This is a genomic window from Nocardioides marinquilinus (assembly GCF_039543705.1).
Classification (GTDB): Bacteria; Actinomycetota; Actinomycetes; order Propionibacteriales; family Nocardioidaceae; genus Nocardioides; species Nocardioides marinquilinus.
Genome location: NZ_BAABKG010000003.1, coordinates 499,926 through 523,221, shown reverse-complemented (window position 1 = coordinate 523,221; position 23,296 = coordinate 499,926). Strand labels below are relative to the sequence as shown.

Sequence of the window (23,296 nt, the reverse complement as noted above, 5' to 3'; positions counted from 1 at the left end):
CGGCGCCTCGTCCTGCACGTCGGGGCGATGAAGACCGGCACGACCTACGTGCAGAACCTGCTCGAGGTCAACCGCGAGGCGCTCGCCTCGCAGGGGTGGTGGGCCCCCGACCAGCGTCGCGTCGTCCGGGCGACCCGTGAGCTGCTCGCGCTCACCGACGACGCCGGACGCGGACGCCGTGGCCTGCGCGGCCGTCCGTCGGCGACCTCGCCGCGCTGGGAGAAGCTGCTGGCCGAGGCCCGCGAGCGCCCGGAGCCCCACACGGTCGTCTCCATGGAGTTCCTCAGCTTCGCCGAGCGTGCGCGCGCCCGCCAGGTCGTCGCGTCGGCGTCCGGGCTCGACGTGCACGTCGTGCTGACCGCCCGCGACGCCGTCGGCGCGCTGCCCTCGCAGTGGCAGAGCCTCACCCGCAACCGCTCGAGCCTGGCCTGGCCGGAGTTCGCGGAGGCCGCCCGGCTCGCCGGGGCGGGCGGTCGCCCGGGGTCGCGCCCGGGCGTCAAGGCGTTCCGGCGCACCCAGGACCTGCCGCGCATGGTCGAGGCGTGGGGCGAGGCGGTGCCGCGCGAGCGGTTCAGCGTGGTCACCGTCCCCGGGTCCGACCAGCCGCGCGACCTGCTGTGGACGCGCCTGCTCGGCGTCCTCGGTGTCGACCCGGCCGCCACGACGCCGGAGTCGCCGTTCAGCAACCCGCAGCTCGGCTACGGCTCGTGCGAGCTGCTGCGCCGCGTCAACGGCGCCGGCCTGGCCGGGCTCAAGGCGGGCGACTACCGGCGCGTGATGCGCCGGCTCGCCCGCGGGCACCTGCTGCCGCTGCGCGACCGGCAGACCCGGCCGCGACCCGACCGGGCCACCGCCGAGGCCGCCGTCGGGCTGAACGCCCGCACCCTCGACGCCGTCGGGCGGTGGGCCACGCTGGTCGGCGACCCGGCCGACCTGCCGGTCGGGCTGGCCGCCGACGTCGAGCTCGATCCCGGGACGTCGCCCGGCCTGCCGCCGGACGACGAGGTGCGGCTGGCCGCGCAGACCGCCTGGCGCGGCGGCGCCGAGCTGTGCGCCGAGGAGGGGCTGGCGCTGCCGGCCGACCTGCCGGCCGAGGCGCCCGACGACCTCGACCGCGCCGTGACCGGGCTCGCCACCATGCTCGGCGTCGCCATCACCCGCGACCCCGCCTACCGCGCCGGCCGCTGAGCCGCCGGCGCCCGGCCGCCCCGCGAGATTTTCGCCGCGGCGGTTCAGTTGAGCACTCCTGGGACCGATAGGGCAGGTGTGACCCCCGTCCGGTGGGACAGCGGTCGCCCCCCGACCGACCGAGGAGCCCCCCGATGTCCGAGATGCCCGACCCCGTCTCCCTCTCGGCGCGTGCGTCCGTCTCGAGCGTGCTGCGCCGGCGCGTCACCGCGCTGACCGTCTTCGTGGCCGGCGCCGCCGCCGGCGTCCTCGGCCTGCAGGCCCTCGGCGCCGCCCCGGCGCCGCCGGGCGACGCGCCGGTGGTCTCGGCGTCGCTCAGCACCGTCAGCACCGTCAGCAGCCTCGCGGCCGGACCCCGCAAGGACGAGCCGGGCACCACCTTCCGCATCGCCTCCCTCAACGTGCTCGGCCACGGGCACACCGCGCCCGGCGGCAACCGCAAGGGCTGGCGGCAGGGCCCCGAGCGGATGCGGATGCAGCTCGACGTCCTGCTCGCCGAGAAGGTCGACGTGATCGGCTTCCAGGAGCTGCAGAAGCCGCAGTACGACGTCTTCCGCGCCGCCACCGCCGGCCAGTTCGCCACCTGGCCCGGCAACATCGGCGGCCGCAGCTTCCTGCGCAACTCGATCGCTTGGCGCACCGCCACGTGGACGCTCGTCGACACCAGCTGGATCAAGGTGCCCTACTTCAAGGGCGACATGCTGCGGATGCCGGTGGTGCTGCTGCAGCACAACGTGACCGGCCAGCAGGCCTACTTCATGAACTTCCAGAACCCGGCCAACGCCCGCGGCAACGCCGACCGGTGGCGTGCGCAGGGCCGCTCGATGCAGATGGACCTCGTCAACCGGCTGCGCGTCACCAGCGGCCTCCCGGTCTTCTGGACCGGCGACTTCAACGACCGCGAGAAGGCGTTCTGCGACATCACGCGCAACAGCGACCTCGTCTCGGCCAGCGGTGGCACCAACGCCGGCGGCCGCTGCCTGCCGACCAAGCCCATGGCGGTCGACTGGATCTTCGGCTCCTCCGAGACCGCCTGGAGCGACTACAGCCTCGACGCGCGCTACAAGATCCGCAAGAGCACCGACCACCCGCTCGTGCTGGCCACGGCCACCGTGCCGCCCGGCCTGGTGCCGGTGTGCACGCCGGTGCCCGAGCCGCCCGTCGACAGCTGAGACCCGGGTCGGGACGACGACACCGGGCCGGTCGCGGGTGCTCCGCGGCCGGCCCTGGTCGTCTGAGCGGGGCGTGATTGGATCGCGCCATGATCGTGGCCGTCAGCACCGTCAAGGACACGGCGGCGAACGTGGAGAGGTTCGTCGCACGCAACCTCGGCCACGGCGTCGACCACCTCGTGGTCTTCACCGAGCAGACCGGGGCCGACGCCGAGGCGGTGCTCGACGCCCACCCGGCGGTCACCCACGTGCCCACCGGCCGCGGCTGGTGGGGCGCCGACCGCTCCGACGACCTCAACGTGCGGCAGCGGCAGGCGGCCAACCTGGCCCGGGTCGCGCTCGCGCCGTTCGGCTGGGCCGAGTGGCTGGTGCACGTCGACGGCGACGAGGTGGCGCTGCTCGACCGCGATGTCGTCGCCGGGCTGCCCGACGACGTCCGCACCTTCAAGCTCGAGCCGCTCGAGGCGGTCTCGCGGGCGACGTGGCCGGGCGAGGTCACCCACTACAAGCGGCTGCTGGACGACGGCGAGCTCAACCTGCTGACGGTGCTCGGCCTGATCGGCGAGCCGTCGAACAAGGCGTACTTCCACGGCCACGTGCGCGGCAAGCGCGGGGTGCGGCTGCGCACCGACGTGCGCATCGGCCTGCACACCGTCAAGGCCGGCAACGGGCGCTTCCTCAAGGGCCACACCGATCCCGGTCTGCGCATGCTGCACCTCGACGCCGCCACCGTCGAGGAGTTCATCCGCAAGTGGAGCACCCTCGCCGGCTCGGGCTCGCGGGCGGTCTACCGCAAGACCTGGATCCCCGTCGTCCGCGCGCTGCGCACCCTCTCGACGATGGACCTGCCCGACGAGACCCGCGAGCGCTACCTGCGCCGCCTCTACGACCTCACGACGGCCGAGGACCTCGAGACCCTCGACGACCTCGGCCTGCTCGAGCACGTCGACCCCGACGCCGGCACGCACCGGCCCGAGACACCGCCGTCCGACGACCTGGGCGCCCTCGCCGCGCTGCTCGACGCCGCGGCGGGGTGCGACCACGAGAGCCTCACCCTCGACCACCCCGCGGGCGGCTACGACGTGCTGCAGACCCTGCTCGAGCGCACCGGCGTGCCGGCCGGGCCGGCCGAGCGGGTGATGCGCACCGTCGCACGCACGGCCGGCACCGACGGGTCCGCGCCGCGGCGTGCAGCCGGACGACGGCTCGGCGCACGCCGCCAGCAGGCCCCGTAGGCCCGTGCCCCGGCCCACCGACCCGCACCCCGCCCGCGCCTGGGGCTGGGTGGCCGCGCTGCGCGACGGCGCGACGACGCCCTGGCCCGTCTGGCTCGACGACGGCGCCGACGCCGCGGCGCGGGGCCGCGCGCTGCCCGGGGCGGCCCAGCTGGAGGTGCTGCGCCGGCTCAACGCGGGCGGCGCGGTCTCGCCGGCGCTCGCCGAGCGGGTGCTGACGGCCGTGCCCACCGGCCGGGGCTCCGTCGAGCACGTCCTCGGCGACGACGACCCCGCGCGGCTGCCCGTGCGCGAGCTGCTCGGGGTGCTGGCGGGGGTGACGGCCGAGACGCTGGCCGGGCGTCGTCCGGCCCGGGTGCCCACCGGCGCGGCCCGGCTGGTGGCGCCGCCGCTGCTGCGGCCCGCGCTGTGGGCCGGCGCGGCGGCGGGTGCTGACGCCGACGCCGTCGTCGTCGCGGTGGCCGACCCCGCCACCATGGCCGACCACCTGTGGACCACGCGGGCGCTCGACGGCTCGCGGCTCGGCTTCGAGGCCTGGTGGCAGCGACTGGCGGGCCGGTCGCGGCCGCCGCGGGCCGCCGACGCCGCCCGGCTGGTGGGCGAGGCCGTGGCGGAGGTGGGCGCCGGCCGGGTGGTCGTCGTCCCGGCGCGGTCGCCCGCGTTGTCGCCCGTGGAGGTCGAGGCCCTGCGGCGGGTCGCTTCGCCGCTGCGGGTGCTCGTGCCGCGTCGCCGGCGCCGGCGGCTGCTGACCACCGTGCTGCTGCCCCTGCTCGAGCGCGGTGCGGACGACGCCGGGCTGCGCGGGCTGACCACCGAGGTCGGGGCCGCGTGGCTGGCCGAGCACGGCCCCCGCGCCCGGGCCGACCTGGCCGCCGTCCTGCCGGGCACCGACGTCCGCGACGGCACGCCCGCCGCCCTGGCCCTCGACGCCGACGCCCTGCGGATAGGTTCGGACCCGCGCCCGCGGCCGGTGCTCGCCACCCTGGCGCGGGCGCTGCTCGCGCTCGACGGCGCGAGCGACGGGCAGTCGGCTGGAGAGAGGGAGGGCACGGCGTGACCAAGGTGGTCGTGCACGTGGGCACGCCGAAGACCGGCACCACCTTCCTGCAGAGCGTGCTGTTCGAGAACCGCGCCCGCCTGCAGGAGCACGGGGTCGTCTACCCGGCCGAGCGGTTCGACAGCCACTTCCTGGCCGCGCTCGACCTGATGCGCCTGAACTGGGGCGGCCTGGAGGACGAGGCCGTCGGGGCGTGGGACGACGTCGCGCGGGTGGTGCGCCGCCGCGCCGGCCGCGACGAGACCGTCGTGATCAGCCACGAGATCCTCGCGCGCGCCTCGCGCAGCCACGTGGCCCGGGCGCTCGAGTCGTTCGCCGTCGACGGCGTCGAGCCCGAGGTGCACGTCGTCCTCACCGCCCGCGACCTGACCCGCCAGGTGCCGGCGGAGTGGCAGGAGAACGTCAAGCACCGTCGCACGCTCGGCTACGAGGCGTTCCTCGGGCAGATCCGCGACCCGCGGCGCCGCGGCGGCATCGGCCGCTGGTTCTGGAGCGTGCAGGAGCTGCCCGACATCCTCGACCGCTGGACGCTCGGCGGCCAGGCGATGCCGCCCGAGCGGGTGCACGTCGTGACCGTGCCGCGCGGGCGCGGCGGGGGACCGCTGGCGCTGTGGGGCCGCTACGTCGAGGCGCTCGGCCTCAGCGAGCTCGACCTCAACCTCGACGTCGCCCGCCCCAACCCCTCGCTCGGCGTGGCCGAGACCGCGCTGCTGCGGCGCATCAACACCGCCGTCGAGGGGCGGCTCGCCCCGCCCCGCTACCGCCACTACGTCCGCGAGCTGCTGGCCCACCAGACGCTGGCCCGGGTCCCGTCGTCGGCGCGCATCGGGCTGCCCGACGACCTCGCCGCCTGGGTGCACGAGCACGAGGAGGCGTGGATCGCCGAGCTCGACGCCCGCGGCTACCGCGTGCACGGCGACCTGGCCGACCTGCGCGGCAGCGACGCGCTGCCGTGGGTCGACCCCGACACCGGCCGCGACGCCGAGGTGGCCGACGCCGCCGTCGTCGCCATCACCGCCCTGATCGAGGAGTGCGTGCGGCTCGAGGACGAGCTGGCCGCGCACGCCGTCCCGCCGCCGGTCGCCGAGGACGCGCGCCGGGTGGCCCGCCGCGTCGGCTCGGCCCTGAAGTGGCGGCTCAAGGCGCTGCGCGAGGAGGGGCTGGACGGCGTCCGGCGCTGGTAGCGGCCGGTCAGGACCTCACGAGCTGCCCCACGAGATGCGCTCGATCAGCTCGGTGGTCGAGATGGCCGGCGTCCGCGGCAGGTAGACGACCTCGCAGGTGTCGTTGAACTCGTCGAAGCGACCCTCCCAGTCGTCGCCCATCACCAGGACGTCGGCGTGGTGCTCGCGCAGGTAGTCGCGCTTGAGGTCGAGGGAGTGCTCGACGAAGACGCCGTCGACGACCTTGAGGCCGGCCACGATGGCCATGCGCTCCTGCAGCGGGTAGATCGGCGCCCGCTGCTTCTTGCTGGCGTTCAGCTCGTCGGAGGAGATGCCGACCAGCAGCCGGTCGCCGAGCTCGGCGGCGCGCTCCAGCACGCGCAGGTGACCGTAGTGGAAGACGTCGAACGTGCCGAAGGTCACGACGGTCCGCGGGCTCGGTTCGCTGCTCATGTCGCAGGATTGAACCGCACGCCGCGTCGGCGTCGTGCACGGCGTGCCCCCGGGCGCGCCGATCGCCGTCCTGCCGCCGCCCAAGAGGAGAGCCATACCGATGCCGCGCCTGTGCCAGACCGAGGGCCTCACCGACGACCAGACCGAGATCCTCAAGGCGGTGCGCACGTTCGTCGACGAGCAGATCCTGCCCGTGGCGACCGAGCTCGAGCACGCCGACGAGTACCCGCAGGAGATCGTCGACGGCCTCAAGGAGCTCGGCGTCTTCGGCCTGACCATCCCCGAGGAGTACGACGGCCTCGGTGAGTCGCTGCTGACCTACGCCCTGTGCGTGGAGGAGATCGCGCGCGGCTGGATGAGCGTCTCCGGCGTCATCAACACCCACTTCATCGTCGCCTACATGCTGATGCAGCACGGCACGGAGGAGCAGAAGAGGAAGTACCTGCCGGCGATGGCGGCCGGCGAGGTGCGCGGCGCGTTCTCGATGTCCGAGCCCGGCCTCGGCTCCGACGTCAGCGCCATCAAGACCAAGGCCACCCGCACCGACGACGGCGGCTACACCGTCGACGGCCAGAAGATGTGGCTGACCAACGGCGGCACCTCGACGCTGGTGGCCACGCTCGTGCGCACCGACGAGGGCGCCGACTCGGTCTACCGCAACATGACCACCCTGCTGCTGGAGAAGGAGGCCGGCTTCGGCGAGACCGCGCCCGGCCTGACCATCCCCGGCAAGCTCGACAAGATGGGCTACAAGGGCGTCGAGACCACCGAGATGGTGCTCGAGGGCCACCGGGTGCGGGCCGACCAGGTGCTCGGCGGCGAGCCCGGCAAGGGCTTCTACCAGATGATGGACGGCGTCGAGGTCGGCCGCGTCAACGTCGCCGCCCGCGCCTGCGGCATCGCCAACCGCGCCTTCGAGCTCGGCATCGACTACGCCCAGCAGCGCGAGACCTTCGGCAAGCCGATCGTCGAGCACCAGTCGGTGCTGTTCCGCCTCGCCGAGATGGCCACCAAGGTCGAGACCGCCCACGCGATGATGGTGCGCGCGGCGCGCATCAAGGACCGCGGCGAGCGCAACGACGTCGAGGCCGGCATGGCCAAGTACCTCGCCTCGGAGTACTGCAACGAGGTCGTCGAGGCCTCGTTCCGCATCCACGGCGGCTACGGCTACTCCAAGGAGTACGAGATCGAGCGCCTCTACCGCGAGGCCGCGTTCATGCTCATCGGCGAGGGCACCAGCGAGATCCAGAAGATGATCATCGGCCGGTCGCTGCTGAAGGACTACAAGCTGTAGGCCGCCCGCTCGCGCGCACTGACTCACCGTCGGACCCACTCACCCGCCCGTGTTCGGGCGGGTGAGTGCGGCTACGGGTGAGTCAGTGCGGAGGCGCGGCGGTCAGGCGACGTCGTCCGGGACGTCGCCGTCCCAGCGGGCGGCGCGGCTGTCGGCCGGGACGACGACGTTGAGGGCGTTGCGCTCGAGGCGGAAGGACAGCCGGGTGGTGGTGACGACCTCGCCGTCGAGGTTGACCGGCACCGAGGGCGAGGTGACCACGCGCACCGAGGTGGTCACCGCGTGGTGCACCCGCTCGTGCTCGACGAACTCACCGTGCTTGAACAGCCGCGCGATCGAGACGTGGTCGCGCACCCGGCCCTTCTCGATGCAGTACACGTCGAGGGTGCCGTCGTCGAGGCCGGCGCCGGGCGCGACGGTGTAGCCGCCGCCGTAGTGGCGGCCGTTGCCGACCGCGACCTGCAGCAGGTCACTGACCTCGAGCGTCGGGTGGTCGCCGTCGGGGAACTCCAGGCGGGCCGAGAACGGCTGGTGGTTGCGGTAGGCGAGCGCGGTCGCGGCCGGGTAGGCCAGCGGGCCGAGGCGTCGTTTCATGCCGGGCGTCAGCCGCGCGGTCACCGCGACCGAGAGGCCCATCGAGGCCACGTTGAGGAAGGGGCGCGGTCCGGCGCGCCCGAGGTCGACGTCGACGACCCGGCCGGCCACGACGGCGTCCACGGCGGCCTCGAGCCCGGCCGGGCCGGTGGCCGCGGGGATCTCGAGGGTGCGGGCGAAGTCGTTGGCGGTGCCGAGGGGCAGCACCCCGAGCACGGTGTCGGTGCCCGCCACGCGGCCCGCGGCCGCGCCGATGGTGCCGTCGCCGCCCCCCACCACGAGCAGGTCGGGCTGGGTCTCGAGGGCCCGGTCGAGCGCGGCGCCGAGGCCCGCGCCGTCCTCGGACGGGAACGACCGGACCGTGCCGGCCCCGGCGGCCAGCAGCCGCTCGTGGACGGCGCCGAGCGCCGCCCGCCCGCGCCGGGAGGCGCCGTTGACGACGAGCGCCACCTCGGCCAGCGGGACGGACGGAGCGGTCGGCAGGCGGGTCTCCCCGGTGTCGGTCGTCATGCAGCGAGGCTAGGAGGGCTGGATGAGGACCGGATGAGAGGAGCCTGGGATCCGCCGTTCAGGCCGTGTGACTCAGGCCTCCAGCGCGGCGTCGAGGGTGATGTCGACGCCGGTGAGGGCCTTGCTGATCGGGCAGCCGGCCTTGGCGGCCTCGGCCTGCTCCTTGAAGCCGGCCTCGTCGAGGCCCTCGACCTCGCCGCGCACGGTGAGCTTGATGCCGGTGAGGCGGAAGCCGCCGGCGGGGTCCTCGCCGAGCGAGACGTCGGCGGTGACCTCGAGCGACTGCGGGGTGCCGCCGGCGCCCGCGATCAGGGCCGAGAGCTGCATGGCGTAGCAGGAGGAGTGGGCGGCGGCGACGAGCTCCTCGGGCGAGGTGGTGCCGCCGGCGTCCTCGGCCGCGCGCTTGGGGAACGAGACGTCGTAGGTGCCGACCTTCGAGCTGCTGAGCTCGACCTGGCCGGAGCCCTCCTGCAGGGTGCCGTTCCAGGCGGTGCGGGCGGTGCGAGTGGGCATGTCGGTTCCTTCGGGTCGAGTGGGTGCTTGCAAGTCGAACCTAGCCCGGCCGCCGCGTGCCAAGGGGTGGGTGTCAGGTGCCCGGCGGGCGGGCCTCGAGCGCGGCCGTGCCGGCCAGGCGGACGACGTCCCACACGAACGCCCGGGTGGGCGCGACGAGCGCGGGGTCGGCGGGCCGTCCGACCCGCTCCCACGGGTGCGGCCGGTCGGCGACCGCCCGCTCGACCAGCGGTCGGTGGCGCACGTCGGGCCCGGTGAGGGTCTCGAGCGCCCAGCGGGCGGCGGCGAGCTTGCCGGTGACCTCGGCGCGGGTCGCGGTGAACAGCACGCGGCAGGAGGTCAGCACGCAGTGCGGCTGGAACCAGGCGTCCTGGTAGGCCGACGGGTCGTCCTCGAGCCGCTCGGCGCGGGCGCGGGCGTCGCCGAGCGCCTCGGCCCGCAGCGCCTCCGGCGTCACCTCGGCGACGACGTCGCGCGCCGGCGGGCCGTGCAGGGCGACGCCTCGCTCGCGCAGCACCCACCGGGCGTGGGCGGTGTTGTCGTGGTCGGACTCCTCGACGACGGTCGAGCCGTGGTCGACGTACCACCACCGGCGGCCGAGGGTCATCGGGCTGCGCAGGTCGGACAAGGGGGCGTAGCCGACCTCGAGGTGCGCGCCCCAGCCGCCGAGGCCGTGCAGCCGGGTGTGCAGGTCGGTCAGTCCCGCGACCTGGGTCTCGTCGGCACGGCCGTCGGTGACGACCACGACGTCGACGTCGCTCCACTCGTCGGCGCACCCCAGCGCCCACGACCCCACCAGGTGGACGCCGGCCAGCCGCTCACCGAGGACGTCGCGGACGCCGTCCACCAGCGTGGCGAGGACGGCGTCGAGGTCGGCCGGCCGGGTGCTCATGCCGTCATCCAACCGCGTCGGCGTTCAGGGCCGGGGGCCTCGTGGTCTCGAGGCTCGTCGCCAGGGCTCCTCGCACCTCGACCATCGTTGGACCCGCCCCACGATGGTCGAGCAGCGCGCCGACCCGACCCCACGGACCCTGAGCCTGTCGAAGGGCCCCCCGGGACGACGTCCTAGTGCGAGGCGGCCGGCTCGACCAGCTCGACCAGCACCCCGCCGGCGTCCTTGGGGTGCACGAAGTTGATGCGCGAGTCGCTGGTGCCGCGCCGGGGCTCGTCGTAGAGCAGCCGCAGGCCGCGCTCGCGCAGCGTCGCCGAGACCGCCTCGACGTCGTCGACCCGGTAGGCGACCTGCTGGCAGCCCGGGCCGTTGCGGTCGATGAACCTCGCGATGGTCGACTCGGGGGAGAGCGGGGCGAGCAGCTGCACGCACGACCCGGAGTCGCCGACGGCCATCATCGCCTCGCGCACCCCCTGCTCCTCGTTGACCTCCTCGTGCGCGAGCGTCATGCCGAGCACGTCGCGATAGAAGGCGATCGCCTCGTCGAGGTCGGGCACGGCCATGCCCACGTGGTCGATGGCCGTGAAGAGCGTCACAGGCAGCGCGGTGTCCATGTCGGTATCGTCGCAAGCGACCCCGCTCGACCTTGGAGGCAGTCCATGTCCGGTTCCCCGTCCGTCATCGTCGCGGGGGCACGCACCCCGATCGGCCGCCTGCTCGGGGGGCTGAAGACCATGTCGGCCGCCGACCTCGGCGGCGTCGCCATCCAGGGTGCGCTCGAGAAGGCCGGCGTCGGGGCCGACCAGGTCGACTACCTGATCATGGGCCAGGTCATCCTCGCCGGCGCCGGGCAGAACCCTGCCCGCGCCGCCGGCATCGCGGGCGGCCTGCCGCTCTCGGTGCCCTCGATCACCATCAACAAGGTGTGCCTCTCGGGCCTGAACGCCATCGCCACCGCCGACCAGATGGTGCGTCTCGGCGAGGCCGAGATCGTCGTGGCCGGCGGCATGGAGTCGATGACCAACGCCCCGCACCTGCTGCCGAAGTCGCGCGAGGGCTTCAAGTACGGCGACACCACGCTGGTCGACTCGATGGCCTACGACGCCCTGTGGGACCAGGCCACCGGCCAGGCGATGGGCGCGCTCACCGAGCAGCGCAACAGCGGCACCACGCAGCTGTCCCGCCAGGAGCAGGACGAGTTCGCCGCCGCCTCGCACCAGCGCGCGGCCGCCGCCTGGAAGAACGGCGTCTTCGACGACGAGGTCGTGCCGGTCTCGATCCCGCAGCGCAAGGGCGACCCGGTCGTGGTCAGCCAGGACGAGGGCGTGCGCGGCGACACCACCGCCGAGTCGCTCGCGGGCCTGCGCCCGGCCTTCGCCAAGGACGGCACCATCACCGCCGGCTCGGCGTCCCAGATCTCCGACGGCGCCTGCGCGGTCGTGGTGATGAGCAAGGCCAAGGCCGAGGAGCTCGGCCTCACCTGGCTCGCCGAGATCGGTGCCCACGGCATGGTCGCCGGCCCCGACACCACGCTGCAGATGCAGCCGGCCAACGCCACCGCCAAGGCCTGCGCCAAGGAGGGCATCGAGCCGAAGGACCTCGACCTCGTCGAGTTCAACGAGGCGTTCGCCGCCGTCGGCATCGACTCCGCGCGTGAGCTCGGCCTCGACCCCGAGAAGGTCAACGTCAACGGCGGCGCCATCGCGCTCGGCCACCCCGTCGGCATGTCGGGCGCCCGCATCGTGCTGCACCTCGCGCTCGAGCTGCAGCGTCGCGGTGGCGGCGTCGGCGCGGCCGCGCTGTGTGGTGGCGGCGGCCAGGGCGACGCCCTGATCGTGCGTGTCCCGACGGCCTGACGCCGACGTCCCCGGGCTCGTCGCGCGGGCCCGCGACGGCGAGCGCCGGGCGGTCGCGCGGCTGATCTCGCTCGTCGAGGACGAGTCGCCGGCGCTGCGGGACGTCGCCGCCGCGCTCGCGCCGCACACCGGCGGCGCCCACGTGGTCGGCGTGACGGGCGCACCCGGCGTCGGCAAGTCGACGTCGGTCAGTGCGCTGGTGCGCGCCTGGCGCGAGGCCGGCCTGCGGGTCGGCGTGCTCGCGATCGACCCGTCGTCGCCGTTCTCGGGCGGCGCGCTGCTCGGCGACCGGGTGCGCATGGGCGACCACGCCACCGACGACGGGGTCTTCATCCGCTCGATGGCGGCCCGCGGGCACCTCGGCGGGCTCGCGTGGTCGACGCCGCAGGCGGTGCGCGTGCTCGACGCCGCCGGCTTCGACGTGGTCGTCGTCGAGACCGTCGGCGTCGGGCAGAGCGAGGTCGAGGTGGCCGGCCTGGCCGACTCGACCGTCGTGCTGCTCGCGCCCGGGCTCGGGGACGGCGTCCAGGCGGCCAAGGCGGGCATCCTCGAGGTGGGCGACGTCTACGTCGTCAACAAGGCCGACCGCGACGGCGCCGACCAGGTGGCCCGCGAGCTGCGCGCGATGCTCGCCCTGGCCCAGCGCCCCGACGACGCGTGGCGTCCGCCGGTGCTGCGCACCACCGCCCAGAGCGGCGACGGCGTGCCCGAGGTGGTCGCGGCGATCGGCGACCACCGGTCGTGGGTGGGGGAGTCGGGCGCGCTCACCCGCCGCCGCGCCCGCCGCGCCCGTGCCGAGATCGAGGCCGTCGCCCTCGCCACCCTCCGAGCCCGCTGGGGCGGCCTCGGCGGCTCGGCCGGCGACCTCGACGCCCTCGCCGCCGCCGTCGTGGCCGGCGAGCTCGACCCCTACACCGCTGCCGACCGACTTGCCGGTGGCGCCTGACGGTTGTGACGCCGGCGGGCCGGGGACGGTGGGCCACCACCCGACTGGCTCACCGCTGTGGGCTCTTCCCCGCCCGTGTACGGGCGGGTGAGAGCTCCGGACGGTGAGCCAGTCGCATGGCGCCGCGCGGGGCGGTGGACAAACGCGGTGCTGAGGGCTCGCGTCAGCGCACCTGCAGGTCGACCCAGACGGCGCGGTGGTCGGACGACGGGAACGGGAAGGTGCCGGTTAGCCGCGAGAGCGGGTCGGCTTGGGTGGGCCAGAAGACGCCGGCGTTCTCGACGCGGAGTCCGCGACGCGAGGGCAGCACGTAGTCGGCGCGCAGGTTGCCGGGGGCGGGGTTGTCGTTGAAGTCGGCGGTGTCGTAGGCCGAGCCGCCGCGGTGGGTCAGGTTGGCGCCGGCCTGCCGCTGCGAGGCCTCGGGGCCGCCGTCGGACGTCGGCAGCGGGTCGGTGATGTCGGGGTGCTTGAGCAGCTGGTCGACCGCCGCGGCCACCGAGTCGCCGTCGAGCGGGTCGGCGTTCTGGTCGCCGGCGATCACGAACGAGGCGCCACCGGGCAGGCCCCCGCGCCGGCCGCGGTCGTCGTAGACGTAGCGGGCGTCGCGGCCGCCGGAGACGTAGTCGGCCCAGAACCGGATCTCGTCGTGGTTGCGGCGACCGTTGCGGTCCTCGGGGCCGTCGAAGGTCGGCGGGGTCGGGTGCGAGACGAGGAAGTGGACGGTGCGTCGTCCGACCTTGATCGGCACGTCCCAGTGCGACTTGCTCGACAGGCGCAGCACCCGCTGCTCCTCGGGCGAGTAGAAGTCGCGCGGGATGAGGTTGCCGGGCATGTCGGTCCAGCGGAACTTCTGGAAGGTGCGCACCTGCTTCGTCTCGATCGGGAAGCGGCTGAGCACGGCCATGCCGTACTGGCCCTCGAACTCGCCGAAGCCGAACGCGTCGTTGCCGCCGCCGACCGTGCCGTTGTTGTCGAGGTCGTAGCCGCTGGGCACGCCGGTGTTGGACGGCGCCACGTAGGCGTAGCGGTACTCGATGGGCGCGGCGCCGTGGTGGCCGACCTCGAGGTAGTTCTCACGGAACAGGTCGACGGCCTCGCCGCCGGGCACGTAGTCGAACTCGTTGAGCAGCAGCACGTCGGGACGGGTGCGCTGCACGATCTCGGCCACGGCCGCCGCCTGCGGGTCGTCGGGCGTCGACAGGTCGGCGACCAGCTCGCCCGCGGCGGCGCGGTTGAGCGAGGCGTTGAACGTCTGAAACCGCACCTCCTGCTCCGTGCCGTGGCCGTGGCCGTGGCCGTGGCCGTGGCCCGGCCCGTGTCCCGGACCCTTCGCGGCGGGGGCCGTCGCGTCGGCCGGGGTGGTGAGCGGTGCGGCCAGCAGGCCACCGAGCAGGACGAGGGGGACGGCGACCAGGCGCGCCCGAGAAAGCGTCGACATGCCCGCCACCCTGCCACGGACGACCCCCGCCGCCGACCAACGGCGGGTGAACGCTCGCCTGGGTGTGGATGCGTGGGCGTGAGCCCTACGCGGTCTCGAGGCTCGGCCGTGGCCGGCCTCGCACCTCGACCATCGTCAGGTCGGCTCGACGATGGTCGAGGTGCGAGGAGCCTCTGAGATCCGCGCTCTCCGTCGCTGGCGTTCGCGTGGTCCGTGCGCGGTCTCGAGGCTCGGCCGTGGCCGGCCTCGCACCTCGACCATCGTCAGGTCGGCTCGACGATGGTCGAGGTGCGAGGAGCCCCTGAGATCCGCGCTCTCCGTCGCTGGCGTTCGCGTGGTCCGTGCGCGGTCTCGAGGCTCGGCCGTGGCCGGCCTCGCACCTCGACCATCGTCGGGTTGGCTCCACGATGGTCGAGGTGCGAGGAGCCCTGGCGACGAGCCTCGAGACCGCTGGCCTTCCGAGGCCGGGGCGGGCGGTCACGCTGCTCCGCGGTGCTCACTAGGATCGACGGCATGTCGCAGCAGCCGTTCACCCGTCGTGGCGCCATCGACCTGTCGTCGCTCAAGCGGCCGGCCCAGCCGCCGGCCGGGGCCGGGGGCGGTGGGGCCGGGGCGCCCGGGGCGTCCGGGGGAGCGGCGCCGGCGGGCGGGTCGTCGTACGCCGTGAGCGTGACGACGCAGAACTTCCAGCAGGTCGTCGAGTCGTCGATGACCGCGCCGGTGCTGCTGGTCGTCTACTCGACCTCGCGCGTGCCCGAGAGCGTGCAGTACGCCGACGACGTCGCCGCGCTGGCCGGCCAGTACGAGGGCCGCTTCCTGGCCGCGCTGGTCGACCTCGACGCCGAGCCGCAGATCGGGCAGGCGCTGCAGATCCAGCAGGTGCCGGTGCTGCTGGTGCTGCTCGACGGCCGGCCGGTCACCCAGCCGATCCCGGGCGTCGTCCCCTCCGACGAGCTGAGCACCCTGCTCAACCAGCTCGGCCAGCAGCTGACCGCGCAGGGCGTCACCGGCCGCCACCAGCCGCAGTCGGCCGCCGCCCCCGTCGAGGGCGAGGACGACGAGCCCGCCGCCGACCCGCGCTACGCCGCGGCCCAGGACGCCCTCGCCAACGACGACATCGACGGCGCCGTGGCGGAGTACCAGCGGCTCGTCGACGCCAACCCCGCCGACGCCGAGGCGGCCGCGGGGCTGGCGATGGCGAAGGTGCTGCAGCGCACCCGGGGCGCCGACCTCGGCGCCGCGCGCGCCGCCGCCGCCGAGAACCCCGACGACGTCGACGCCCAGACCCTCGTCGCCGACCTCGACCTCCTGGGCGGCCACGTCGACGACGCCTTCAACCGCCTCGTCGAGCTCGTCCGCCGCACCGCCGGCGCCGAGCGCGACACCGCGCGCGAGCACCTCATCGGCCTGTTCGCCGCCGTCGGCAACGACGACCCCCGCGTGCTCGCCGGCCGCCGCAACCTCGCGTCCGCCCTCTTCTGAGCGGGCCGCGCGTGGACGGCGGCTACGCCCACGGTGCGTCCTACCTCGGACGCGGCTGGCAGCTGATGCGGCAGCGGCCGCGCCTGCTGCTGCTCGGCATGGTGCCGGCGCTCGTCGTCTTCGTCGTGCTCGCCGCGGCGTTCGTGCTGCTGCTGCTGAACCTCGGCGGCGTCGCGGCCTGGGTCACCCCGTTCGCCGACGACTGGTGGACGCCGCTGCGGGCCGTCGTCCGCCTCGGTGCCGCCGTCGTGCTGGTGGTCGCCTCGGTGCTGCTCTGGATCGCCACCTTCACCGCCCTCACGCTCACGGTCGGGGACCCGTTCTACGAGAAGATCTGGCGGGAGTGCGAGGCCATGCTCGGGCCCACCGAGCTCGGTGACGGCCTGGGCTTCTGGCGCTCGGCCGTCGACGGGCTCAAGCTCACCGCGCTCGGCATCCTCACCTCGCTCATCGTGCTGCTGAGCGGGCTGCTGCCGGTCATCGGCCCGGTGCTCGGGCTGCTGCTCGGCGTCACGCTGTCGGGCCGCGCGCTGGGCCGCGAGGTGCTCTCACGCCCCCTCGAGGGCCGCGACCTCGACCGTCACGCCCAGCGCGCGCTGCTCGACCCCCACCGCCGCGCCGTCCACGGCTACGGCGTGGTCACCCAGCTCTGCTTCCTGGTGCCGCTCGGCGGCGTGCTGGTGATGCCGGTCGCCGTCGCCGGCGCCACCGCGATGGCCCGCGACATCCTCGACGGCACGCCGCCCCCGGGCTGGGACGACGTCAAGCCTCAGACGGGGCGGCCCGACTCGCTGTAGCCCGGCCCGTCGCCGGCGGCACCGACCCGGGCGAGCGCCGCGGCGACGCGGCGGGTCGTGAAGTCGGCTGCCCGCTCGGCGACCTCGTCGAGGGTGAGGAAGGCGGCCTCGCGGATCTCGCGGGCCTGTGGCACCACCTGCTCGAGGAGGGCGGCGGGGTGGGTGCCGCCGTCGAAGACCAGGCAGAGCGCGTCGTCCCACCCGCCCCACGGCGGCAGCCAGTCGGTGAGCAGCAGCGGGCCGGCGGGGATGTCGAGCGCGAGCTCCTCGGTGACCTCGCGGGCGACGGCGACGTGCGGCGACTCGCCGACCTCGACGACGCCGCCGGGCAGGTCCCAGTCCTGCTTGTAGGTCAGGCCGCAGAGCAGGACCCGCGGTTCGGGCGTCGACTCGTCACGAACGAGCATCTGCGCGATGGCGCGCTTGCGCGGCAGGAAAGAGTTGAGCAGCGCCCGGAAGGCGCCGGGCTCGCTCAGCGGCGGGTCGCTCGCCAACCGCGCCAGGACGACGTACGCCTCGGTCTCGGCGCGGTCACCGGTGCCGAGCGCCACGCGCTGCACCCCCTCGCGGCGCAGGCCGCTGCGGGTGGCCACCCGCATCGAGCGCTGGTTCTCGGGCTCGACGCGGGCCTGCACGCGGGAGTAGCCGGCGCCGCCCTGCGCGGCCTCGGTGAGAGCCCAGTCGACGACGACCCGCACGGCCCGGGTGGCGCTGCCGCGGCCGCGCTGGCCGGCGTAGAGCCACCACGACAGCTCGGCCTGGTGCTCGTCGATGCGGCGCAGCTCGACGTTGCCGACCGGCACCGTCTCGTCGTCGGCCAGGGCCACGACGAAGCTGATCCGGCGTCCCTCGCGGGCCTCGGCCCGCCACCGCTCGACCACCTCGCGCTGGTGCTCGACCGTCAGCCCGCCGGGCTGGCCGAACCAGTGGTCGACCTCGGCGTCCTGGCCGGCCACCGAGGGCTCGACGTCGCCGTCGCGCCACGCCCGTACGACCACCGTGCCGTCGGTCAGGGTCGGTACGTCGGTCACCGCGTCAGGCTACCGACGGCCTCGGAGCACCCGGCCCGCAGCGCCGCCACGACCGCGGCGACGGCGGGGGAGCCGGCCATGCTGCGGCGGTGCAGGGCCAGGATCGAGCGCGTCGGCACGGGCTCGACGGCGGGCACGGCGACCAGGTCGGGGCCGAGCGGCGCACGGCCGAGGCGCGGCACCAGCGCGATGCCGAGGCCGGCCGCCACGAGCGCGAGGTGCGACTCGAACTCCATCGACTCGTGGGCGATGCGCGGACGCCGTCCGGTGCCGTCGTACATGCGGCCGAGCCACTGGCGGCAGATGGTGCCTTCGGGCGTGGCGACCCAGCCCTCGTCGACCAGGTCGTGGGGCGTGACGCGCTCACGGTCGGCGAGCCGGTGGTCGCGGTGCACGACCACGTCGGCGACGTCGGCGCCGACCGCGACCCGCTCGAGGTGGTCGGGCACGTCGATCGGCACGTCGCCCCAGGTGTGCACCAGGCCGACGTCGAGCCGCCCGGCGGCGACCTCGGCGGTGGTGTCCCACGGCTCGCGCTCCACCAGCCGCAGCGTCAGGTCGGGGTGGGCGGCGAGCAGCTCGCGCGCCACGGGCGCGACCAGGCCGCGCATCGCGGTCGAGAACGCGCCGAGGCGCAGGTGGCCGGCCACACCACCGGCGGCGCGGTGCAGGTCGGCCTGCACCTGCTCGAGGTCGCGCAGCACCGCGGTGCCGGCCTCGACGAGCAGCCGCCCCGGCATCGAGAGCACGACGCCGCGTCCCACCCGCTCGAGCAGCGCCACCCCGGTCTGCCGCTCGAGCCGCTTGACCTGCTGGCTCACCGCGCTGGGGGTGAACCCGAGCGCCTCGGCGGCGGAGACCACGGAGCCGTGCTGGTCGACCGCGCGCAGCGCGACCACGGCCTGGAGGTCGATCATGCAGCGACGCTACATCGATTCCGGCAGAGACCATCGCTGGTGCTGCACGGTCGTCGTCGGCGACTGTGGACCCGTGAGCCGCCGCGACTGCCTCCTCGCCGCCCTCGTGGCCTCGATCTGGGGCTTCAACTTCGTCGTCATCGACTGGGGGATGACGGGCGTGCCGCCGCTGCTGTTCGCCGCGATCCGGTTCACGCTCGTCGTGGTGCCGGCGGTGTTCCTGTTGCCGCGCCCCGACCTGCCGTGGCGCACCCTGGCGGGCGTCGGCGCGTTCATGTCGCTCGGCCAGTTCGGCTTCCTCTACGTCGCCATGGACGCCGGCCTCCCGCCCGGCCTGGCCGCCCTCGTGCTGCAGGCGCAGGTGCTGTTCACCGTCGCCATCGCCGCCGGCGTGCTGCGCGAGCGACCCACCGCGGCCCAGCTGGCCGGTGTCGGCCTCGGCACCGCCGGGCTGGTCGTGGTCGGCGCGGGCCGCGGGGGCGACGTCCCGCTCGCCGCGCTGGTGCTGTGCCTGCTCGGGGCGCTGTCGTGGGGCTGCGGCAACGTGCTCGCCCGCGCCTCGGGCGCGCGCGGCGGCGTCGCGCTCACGGTGTGGTCGGCGGTCGTCGTCCCGGTGCCGCTGCTGGCGCTCTCGTTGCTGGTCGACGGACCGGACGCCGTCGCCGACGGCCTCGCCGCCTTCGGCTGGGCCGCGGCGGCCTCGACCGCCTACACCGTGGTGCTGGCCTCGCTGGTCGGCTACGGCGTCTTCACCACGCTGCTGGGCCGCAACGCCTCGGCAGCGGTGGTGCCGTGGGTGCTGCTCGCCCCCGTCGTCGCGATGCTCTCGGCGGCGCTGCTGCTCGACGAGGTGCCGAACGCCGCCGAGGCCACCGGCGGGGTCGTCATGGTGCTCGGCGTGCTCGTCGCGCTGCGGCCGCCGCGCAGGCCCACGGGGCTCGACGCGGCGGCCGTCGTGGAGCCCGCTACCGCTGCTTGCGCAGCCAGACCGTAGCCAGCGGCGGCACCACCATGTCGGCGTGCGCCGGCATGCCGCCGTGCTCGCCCTCGACGGCCAGCACCGAGCCGAGGTTGCCCACGCCCGAGCCGCCGTAGGTGCCGGCGTCGGTGTTGAGCACCTCGGTCCACAGCCCCGCCGACGGCAGGCCGACGCGGTAGCCGTCGTGGGGGACAGCGGCGAAGTTGCTCACGCACACCAGATCGGGCTCGTCGGCACCACCGCCGGCAGCGTCACCGGCCCGCCGCACGAACGAGTACGTGTTGCGCCCGGCGTCGTCGGCGTCGACCCACTCGAACCCCGCGGCCGAGGCGTCGAGCGACCAGGCGGCCGGTGTCGCGCGGTAGACCGCGTTGAGGTCGCGCACCAGGTCGGCCAGACCGCGGTGCTCGGGGTGCGCAAGCAGCCACCAGTCAAGCTCGCGCGACTCGGCCCATTCCGACTCCTGGCCGATCTCACCGCCCATGAACAGCAGCTGCTTGCCGGGGTGGGCCCACATGAAGGCGTAGTAGGCGCGCAGCGTGGCCAGCTGCTGCCACCGGTCGCCCGGCATCTTGCGCAGCAGCGAGCCCTTGCCGTGCACGACCTCGTCGTGGCTCAGCGGCAGCACGAAGTTCTCGGTGAACGCGTAGGTGATCGCGAACGTCAGGTCGTGGTGGTGCCACTGGCGGTGCACCGGCTCGCGCGCGAGGTAGTCGAGCGTGTCGTGCATCCAGCCCATGTTCCACTTGAAGCCGAAGCCCAGACCGCCGCCGGACGTCGGGCCGGTGACGCCGGGCCACGACGTCGACTCCTCGGCGATGGTGCAGATGCCCGGCACCCGCTTGTAGACGGTGGCGTTCATCTCCTGCAGGAACTGCACGGCCTCGAGGTTCTCGCGCCCGCCGTGCACGTTCGGCGTCCACTCGCCCTCCTCGCGCGCGTAGTCGAGGTAGAGCATCGAGGCGACGCCGTCGACGCGCAGGCCGTCGGCGTGGAACTCCTCGAGCCAGTAGAGCGCGTTGGCGTAGAGGAAGTTGCGCACCTCGCGCCGGCCGAAGTTGAAGATGTGGCTGCCCCACTCGCGGTGCCAGCCGCGCTGGGGGTTGGGGTCCTCGTAGAGCGGCGTGCCGTCGAAGCGCACCAGCGCCCACTCGTCGGTGGCGAAGTGACCGGGCACCCAGTCGAGGATGACGCCGACGCCGGCCCGGTGGAAGGCGTCGACGAGCCGCTTGAACCCGTCGGGGTCGCCGAAGCGGGAGTCGGGGGCGAAGTACGAGGTCACGTGGTAGCCCCACGACCCGCCGAACGGGTGCTGCATCACCGGCATCAGCTCGACGTGGGTGAAGCCGAGGTCGGCCACGTAGGGCACGAGGTCGTCGACGAGCTCGTCGTAGGACCAGAACCCGCCGCCGGGGTGGCGCTTCCACGAGCCGAGGTGCAGCTCGTAGACCGACATCGGCTCGGCGACCGGGGAGCGCTCGGCGCGGCGCGCCATCCAGTCGTCGTCGTTCCAGCGGTGGGTCGACTCGAAGACCCGCGACGACGTCGCCGGGGCCACCTCGGCGTGGGAGGCCATCGGGTCGGCCTTCTCGCGCCACTGGTCGTCGGCGCCGAGGACGGCGTACTTGTAGGCGGTGCCGGTGCCGACGTCGGGGACGAACAGCTCCCAGACACCGGAGCGTCCGAGCTGCCGCATGGGGTGCTCGCGCCCGTCCCAGGAGTTGAAGTCGCCCTTGACCCGCACGGCCCGAGCGGACGGCGCCCACACCGCGAACGAGGTGCCGGAGACGGTGCCGCCCCACGGGTCGTCGTAGTGGTGCACGCGGGCGCCGAGCACCTGCCACAGGTTCTCGTGGCGGCCCTCGTTGACCAGGTGCAGGTCGACCTCGCCCAGCGTGGGCAGGAAGCGGTAGGGGTCGTCGAGCACCAGCTCGCCCTGGCCGTAGTCGACGACCACGCGGTAGTCGGGCACGTCGGGCAGGGCGGCCGCGCCGGCCCAGATGCCGCCGTGCTCGTGCTCGAGCGTCACCTCGTCGTCGCCGAAGCGGACGGCGACCCGCTCGGCCAGCGGCTTGAGCACCCGCCAGGTGACCTGGGGCCCCTCGGTCCCGTCGGTCCCGTCGTGCGCGTGCGGTCCGAGGACGGCGTGCGGGTGGCCGTGCTCGCCGCGCACGACCTGGTCGAGCTCGCCGCGCGGCACGTCCATCGGCCGCGGCGCGGGGGTCTCGGCGGGGGCGGGCGTGCCGGTGCTGGTGGGCTCGCCGGTGCTGGTGGGCTCGCCGGTGCTGGTGGGCGTGCCGGGCTGGCCGGGGGTGGCGGGAGTGCTCATCGGGCTCCGATCCGGGCCACGCCCGCGAGGGGGATGCCGACCCAGTCGGGTCGGTTGCGGGCCTCGTAGACGGCCTCGTAGACGGCCTTGTCGGCCAGGTAGGCGTGCACGAGCAGGTCCTGCTCGTCACTGAGGTCGCCGCCGGCGTAGGCGGCGAGGAAGTAGCGCTGGTTGCGCTCGGCCCACTCCAGGCCGCGGGCCCGGCGCTCGTCCAGCGACTCGTCGTCTGACTGCGTCCAGTCGGCCTGCTGCTGCTCGACGACGTGTGGGGCGTAGTCGAAGGAGCGCAGCATGCCGGCGACGTCGCGCCAGGGGGAGTCGGGCTCGAGCCGCTCGGCGAGCGTCTTGGCCGGCTCGCCCTCGAAGTCGACGATCTTCCAGCCCAGGGCCGTGCGCAGCGTCTGCCCGAGGTGCAGGTCGCCGTGCACGGTCTGCACCTCGAGGTGGTCGAGCCGGGCGAGCGCGTCGTAGACCGAGCGCAGCGTCTCGGCGTGGGCGCCGAGGCCCTCGACGACGCCGAGGGCGGCGTCCAGACGGCGGTTCATGGCGGCTGCGACGGCCGCCGGCGACGGTGCGGACGAGGTGTCGACCGGCAGCTCGGCGCGCAGCGTGTCGTGCACCTCGCGCAGCGCCTCGCCGAGCCGTCCGGCCTCGCCGGAGAAGTCGCCGCCGGCCTCGCGGGCCGCCATCTCGGGGTCGGCGTACAGGTCGCGGATGCTCGACAGCGCGAGGTCCCAGCCGTCGGTGGCGGTGCGCAGGAACTGCTGCAGCATGCCGAGGTGCACCTCGTCGGCGCCCTCGCCGGCCGCGACCCAGCCGTAGAGGTGGGCGACGTGCGTCGAGCCCGCGCGGGTCAGCACGTCGTGGACGGTGACGTCGGGGTTGGCGCCCGGCGTGACCTTGCGGAACAGCTTGAGGATGGAGTCCTCGCCGAAGAGCACCGAGGAGTTCGACTGCTCGCCGCTGAACAGCGAGCCGACCGCCTCGACGTCGAGGTCGTAGCCCGGCAGCCGGTGGAACGTCAGCCCGCCGACCTCGGCGGTCCCGCCTGCACCGCTGTCGGCCTCGCGGGCCGCCACGAACCCCAGCAGCCACAGCCGGGTGGCCTCGCGGTCGTGCAGCGCGTCGTAGGCGTGCACCCAGCCGCGCTCGGCGTCCTCCCACCAGCCCAGGAAGGCGTGGTCGAGGCGGCGCTCGGGGTCGGTGTAGAGGGTCAGCGGCACCTGGTAGTGCTCGACGTCGCCGTCGGCGTAGCGCAGCTCGACCACGAGGACGTCGACCCACGGGTCGCCGTCACCGAGGGTGGCGACCCGTCGCACCTCGCCGACCTCGAAGTCGCGGCCCTTGCCCCCGAACCACCGGGTCTTGGCCAGGTAGGGCGCGATGGCCTCGCGCGGGGTGGACTCGTTCGGGTCTGTCATGTGGGGGTCCCCCAGGTCGTGGTCGCGGA

21 protein-coding genes are annotated in these 23,296 nt (G+C 74.6%); 11 read left to right on the top strand and 10 right to left on the bottom strand.

All coding sequences use genetic code 11. The features are described from left to right. Window positions 1–27: 27 nt before the first annotated feature. The 5 genes from ABEA04_RS13595 to ABEA04_RS13575 all read left to right on the top strand — a co-directional run bounded on the left by ABEA04_RS13595 (window position 28) and on the right by ABEA04_RS13575 (window position 5,836). Window positions 28–1,188: a hypothetical protein gene (locus ABEA04_RS13595; RefSeq protein ID WP_345459318.1), complete on the top strand. Its 1,161-nt coding sequence runs from the start codon at window positions 28–30 to the stop codon at window positions 1,186–1,188. Between the two features lie 134 nt (window positions 1,189–1,322). Next, window positions 1,323–2,360 carry an endonuclease/exonuclease/phosphatase family protein gene (locus ABEA04_RS13590; RefSeq protein WP_345459315.1) on the top strand — a complete coding sequence of 346 codons (1,038 nt, stop codon included), beginning with the start codon at window positions 1,323–1,325 and terminating at the stop codon, window positions 2,358–2,360. An 89-nt stretch (window positions 2,361–2,449) separates the two neighbouring features. Then, entirely contained in the window at window positions 2,450–3,595 is a 1,146-nt protein-coding gene (locus ABEA04_RS13585) for a glycosyltransferase family 2 protein (protein WP_345459312.1), read from the top strand. Between the two features lie 4 nt (window positions 3,596–3,599). After that, window positions 3,600–4,652 (top strand): hypothetical protein, encoded by a 1,053-nt coding sequence (locus ABEA04_RS13580; RefSeq protein ID WP_345459309.1) that lies wholly within the window; start codon window positions 3,600–3,602, stop codon window positions 4,650–4,652. After that, complete coding sequence (locus ABEA04_RS13575; protein WP_345459306.1) at window positions 4,649–5,836, top strand: hypothetical protein; 1,188 nt, start codon at window positions 4,649–4,651, stop codon at window positions 5,834–5,836. The genes ABEA04_RS13580 and ABEA04_RS13575 overlap by 4 nt, the downstream gene beginning before the upstream one ends. A 15-nt stretch (window positions 5,837–5,851) precedes the next feature. On the opposite strand, the gene ABEA04_RS13570 is transcribed toward ABEA04_RS13575, so the two are convergent. Beyond that, window positions 5,852–6,268 carry an FAD synthase family protein gene (locus ABEA04_RS13570; protein WP_345459303.1) on the bottom strand — a complete coding sequence of 139 codons (417 nt, stop codon included), beginning with the start codon at window positions 6,266–6,268 and terminating at the stop codon, window positions 5,852–5,854. Between the two features lie 100 nt (window positions 6,269–6,368). Between ABEA04_RS13570 and ABEA04_RS13565 the strand changes: the two genes are divergently transcribed. After that, window positions 6,369–7,562, top strand: coding sequence for an acyl-CoA dehydrogenase family protein (locus ABEA04_RS13565; protein ID WP_345459300.1), 1,194 nt, complete (start codon window positions 6,369–6,371; stop codon window positions 7,560–7,562). A gap of 102 nt (window positions 7,563–7,664) precedes the next feature. Here ABEA04_RS13565 and ABEA04_RS13560 read toward each other — a convergent pair whose 3' ends face one another. The 4 genes from ABEA04_RS13560 to mce all read right to left on the bottom strand — a co-directional run bounded on the left by ABEA04_RS13560 (window position 7,665) and on the right by mce (window position 10,685). Continuing rightward, window positions 7,665–8,666, bottom strand: coding sequence for a YegS/Rv2252/BmrU family lipid kinase (locus tag ABEA04_RS13560; RefSeq protein ID WP_345459297.1), 1,002 nt, complete (start codon window positions 8,664–8,666; stop codon window positions 7,665–7,667). A 72-nt stretch (window positions 8,667–8,738) separates the two neighbouring features. Then, complete coding sequence (locus tag ABEA04_RS13555; protein WP_345459294.1) at window positions 8,739–9,179, bottom strand: OsmC family peroxiredoxin; 441 nt, start codon at window positions 9,177–9,179, stop codon at window positions 8,739–8,741. 73 nt (window positions 9,180–9,252) lie between these two features. Further along, window positions 9,253–10,071 carry an aminoglycoside adenylyltransferase domain-containing protein gene (locus tag ABEA04_RS13550; RefSeq protein ID WP_345459291.1) on the bottom strand — a complete coding sequence of 273 codons (819 nt, stop codon included), beginning with the start codon at window positions 10,069–10,071 and terminating at the stop codon, window positions 9,253–9,255. Between the two features lie 173 nt (window positions 10,072–10,244). After that, complete coding sequence (mce, locus tag ABEA04_RS13545; protein ID WP_345459288.1) at window positions 10,245–10,685, bottom strand: methylmalonyl-CoA epimerase; 441 nt, start codon at window positions 10,683–10,685, stop codon at window positions 10,245–10,247. Window positions 10,686–10,730: 45 nt separating this feature from the next. Between mce and ABEA04_RS13540 the strand changes: the two genes are divergently transcribed. Both ABEA04_RS13540 and meaB read left to right on the top strand, forming a co-directional pair. Next, window positions 10,731–11,927 (top strand): acetyl-CoA C-acetyltransferase, encoded by a 1,197-nt coding sequence (locus ABEA04_RS13540; RefSeq protein ID WP_345459285.1) that lies wholly within the window; start codon window positions 10,731–10,733, stop codon window positions 11,925–11,927. Continuing rightward, the gene (gene meaB, locus ABEA04_RS13535) at window positions 11,911–12,873 is read left to right on the top strand and encodes a methylmalonyl Co-A mutase-associated GTPase MeaB (RefSeq protein ID WP_345459282.1); all 963 of its coding nucleotides are present in this window, start codon (window positions 11,911–11,913) and stop codon (window positions 12,871–12,873) included. Before ABEA04_RS13540 ends, meaB begins: the two co-directional genes overlap by 17 nt. A 163-nt stretch (window positions 12,874–13,036) precedes the next feature. Here meaB and ABEA04_RS13530 read toward each other — a convergent pair whose 3' ends face one another. Continuing rightward, complete coding sequence (locus tag ABEA04_RS13530) at window positions 13,037–14,311, bottom strand: endonuclease/exonuclease/phosphatase family protein (protein WP_345459280.1); 1,275 nt, start codon at window positions 14,309–14,311, stop codon at window positions 13,037–13,039. A gap of 513 nt (window positions 14,312–14,824) precedes the next feature. On the opposite strand from ABEA04_RS13530, the gene ABEA04_RS13525 reads away from it, so the two are divergent. Next, window positions 14,825–15,793, top strand: coding sequence for a tetratricopeptide repeat protein (locus ABEA04_RS13525; protein ID WP_345459277.1), 969 nt, complete (start codon window positions 14,825–14,827; stop codon window positions 15,791–15,793). 11 nt (window positions 15,794–15,804) lie between these two features. Beyond that, window positions 15,805–16,590 (top strand): EI24 domain-containing protein, encoded by a 786-nt coding sequence (locus ABEA04_RS13520; protein ID WP_345459274.1) that lies wholly within the window; start codon window positions 15,805–15,807, stop codon window positions 16,588–16,590. Here ABEA04_RS13520 and ABEA04_RS13515 read toward each other — a convergent pair. Then, window positions 16,563–17,621: an NUDIX hydrolase gene (locus tag ABEA04_RS13515; protein WP_345459271.1), complete on the bottom strand. Its 1,059-nt coding sequence runs from the start codon at window positions 17,619–17,621 to the stop codon at window positions 16,563–16,565. The two genes, ABEA04_RS13520 and ABEA04_RS13515, sit on opposite strands and share 28 nt — an antisense overlap. Beyond that, complete coding sequence (locus tag ABEA04_RS13510; RefSeq protein ID WP_345459268.1) at window positions 17,618–18,538, bottom strand: LysR family transcriptional regulator; 921 nt, start codon at window positions 18,536–18,538, stop codon at window positions 17,618–17,620. The genes ABEA04_RS13515 and ABEA04_RS13510 overlap by 4 nt, the downstream gene beginning before the upstream one ends. 73 nt (window positions 18,539–18,611) lie before the next feature. On the opposite strand from ABEA04_RS13510, the gene ABEA04_RS13505 reads away from it, so the two are divergent. Further along, the gene (locus tag ABEA04_RS13505; protein WP_345459265.1) at window positions 18,612–19,532 is read left to right on the top strand and encodes an EamA family transporter; all 921 of its coding nucleotides are present in this window, start codon (window positions 18,612–18,614) and stop codon (window positions 19,530–19,532) included. Here the strand turns inward: ABEA04_RS13505 and glgB are convergent. Further along, window positions 19,504–21,846, bottom strand: coding sequence for a 1,4-alpha-glucan branching protein GlgB (gene glgB / locus ABEA04_RS13500; protein WP_345459262.1), 2,343 nt, complete (start codon window positions 21,844–21,846; stop codon window positions 19,504–19,506). The two genes, ABEA04_RS13505 and glgB, sit on opposite strands and share 29 nt — an antisense overlap. Next, complete coding sequence (locus ABEA04_RS13495) at window positions 21,843–23,267, bottom strand: maltokinase N-terminal cap-like domain-containing protein (RefSeq protein WP_345459259.1); 1,425 nt, start codon at window positions 23,265–23,267, stop codon at window positions 21,843–21,845. Before ABEA04_RS13495 ends, glgB begins: the two co-directional genes overlap by 4 nt. Between the last annotated feature and the right edge of the window lie 29 nt (window positions 23,268–23,296).

Bases quoted from the DNA above. Each gene is read 5' to 3' on its own strand.
- ABEA04_RS13570 (WP_345459303.1), bottom strand. From the start codon at position 6,268: ATGAGCAGCGAACCGAGCCCGCGGACCGTCGTGACCTTCGGCACGTTC.
- mce (WP_345459288.1), bottom strand. From the start codon at position 10,685: ATGGACACCGCGCTGCCTGTGACGCTCTTCACGGCCATCGACCACGTG.
- ABEA04_RS13560 (WP_345459297.1), bottom strand. From the start codon at position 8,666: ATGACGACCGACACCGGGGAGACCCGCCTGCCGACCGCTCCGTCCGTC.
- ABEA04_RS13555 (WP_345459294.1), bottom strand. From the start codon at position 9,179: ATGCCCACTCGCACCGCCCGCACCGCCTGGAACGGCACCCTGCAGGAG.
- ABEA04_RS13540 (WP_345459285.1), top strand. From the start codon at position 10,731: ATGTCCGGTTCCCCGTCCGTCATCGTCGCGGGGGCACGCACCCCGATC.
- ABEA04_RS13530 (WP_345459280.1), bottom strand. From the start codon at position 14,311: ATGTCGACGCTTTCTCGGGCGCGCCTGGTCGCCGTCCCCCTCGTCCTG.
- ABEA04_RS13590 (WP_345459315.1), top strand. From the start codon at position 1,323: ATGTCCGAGATGCCCGACCCCGTCTCCCTCTCGGCGCGTGCGTCCGTC.
- ABEA04_RS13495 (WP_345459259.1), bottom strand. From the start codon at position 23,267: ATGACAGACCCGAACGAGTCCACCCCGCGCGAGGCCATCGCGCCCTAC.
- ABEA04_RS13595 (WP_345459318.1), top strand. From the start codon at position 28: ATGAAGACCGGCACGACCTACGTGCAGAACCTGCTCGAGGTCAACCGC.
- ABEA04_RS13565 (WP_345459300.1), top strand. From the start codon at position 6,369: ATGCCGCGCCTGTGCCAGACCGAGGGCCTCACCGACGACCAGACCGAG.
- ABEA04_RS13585 (WP_345459312.1), top strand. From the start codon at position 2,450: ATGATCGTGGCCGTCAGCACCGTCAAGGACACGGCGGCGAACGTGGAG.
- ABEA04_RS13510 (WP_345459268.1), bottom strand. From the start codon at position 18,538: ATGATCGACCTCCAGGCCGTGGTCGCGCTGCGCGCGGTCGACCAGCAC.
- ABEA04_RS13525 (WP_345459277.1), top strand. From the start codon at position 14,825: ATGTCGCAGCAGCCGTTCACCCGTCGTGGCGCCATCGACCTGTCGTCG.
- ABEA04_RS13550 (WP_345459291.1), bottom strand. From the start codon at position 10,071: ATGAGCACCCGGCCGGCCGACCTCGACGCCGTCCTCGCCACGCTGGTG.
- glgB (WP_345459262.1), bottom strand. From the start codon at position 21,846: ATGAGCACTCCCGCCACCCCCGGCCAGCCCGGCACGCCCACCAGCACC.